This is a genomic window from Parasphingomonas frigoris, from assembly GCF_036663815.1.
In the GTDB taxonomy this organism is placed as follows: Bacteria; Pseudomonadota; Alphaproteobacteria; order Sphingomonadales; family Sphingomonadaceae; genus Sphingomonas.
In genome coordinates, this window is record NZ_JAXOJQ010000074.1 from 1 (window position 1) to 1,143 (window position 1,143).

Below are 1,143 nucleotides of genomic sequence, written 5' to 3' on the forward strand. Positions count from 1 at the left end.
TCTCCGCCGCGGCGCTGCTACTCGGCATCGCGATCAGCCTGCCGCTCGGCATCTGGTCGGCCCGTAACGCGACCGTGGCGCGCGTGTCGCTCGGCTTTGCGAGCCTCGTCCAGACCATCCCCAGCCTCGCGCTGCTCGCCTTGTTCTACCCGCTGTTGCTCAGCCTCTCCGCGCTGGTCGGCGGCGGCATCCCCGCATTGGGCTTCCTCCCGTCCTTGATCGCGCTGACGCTGTACGCGCTCCTCCCGATCATCCGGAACGCGGTGACCGGCCTGCACGGCATCGACCCTGCGGTAATTCAGGCGGCGGACGCAGTCGGCATGACGCCCGCGCAGAAATTGCGGCTGGTCGAGGCACCTTTGGTCGCGCCCGTGCTGATCGCCGGCATCCGCACCGCGGCGGTCTGGACGATCGGTGCCGCGACCTTGTCGACGACCGTCGGCCAGCCGAGCCTCGGCGACATGATCTTCGCCGGCCTCCAGACGCAGAACTGGGCGCTGGTCCTCGCCGGCTGCGTCTCGGCAGCCGCGCTCGCGCTGGCGGTCGACGCGCTGATCGGCGCGATCGAGTACGGCATCCGCGCCCGCCGCCGCTGGCTCTGGATGGCGAGCGCCGCGGTGCTGCTCGTCGGAACCGCGGCCGCGACCGCTCCGCTATGGCCCAAGAGTGGCGCGGACCGCACCGTCGTTGTCGGCGCAAAGAACTTCTCCGAACAATACATCCTCGCGCGGCTGATCGGCGACCGGCTCGAACAAGCCGGCTACACCGTCGAATACCGCGACGGCCTCGGCTCGGCGGTCGTCTTCGGCGCGCTCTCCGGCGGCGATATCGACGTCTATGTCGATTATGCCGGGACGATCTGGGCGAACGAGATGAAGCGCAACGACGTCCCCGCACGCCCCGCAATGGTCGCCGCGATCGGCGACTGGGCCAGGCGCGAGCACCGCGTCGGCCTGATCGGCTCGCTCGGGTTCGAGAACGCCTATGCCTTTGCGATGAAGGGCGACGCGGCCAAGTCCAAGCGCATCGCCAGCCTCGACGATCTGGTGAACGCAGCACCCGGCATGACGCTCGGCAGCGATCTCGAATTCCTCGAACGTCCCGAATGGGCCGCGGTGAAGCGCGCCTATCCGCTCCGTTTCG

Annotated in this window: 1 protein-coding gene; it reads left to right on the forward strand. The window is 69.1% G+C overall.

The window, feature by feature from the left end; genetic code table 11:
* Positions 1-1,143: ABC transporter permease/substrate-binding protein (locus U1872_RS22555; RefSeq protein WP_332795086.1), on the forward strand; the 1,143-nt coding region annotated here is incomplete at both ends.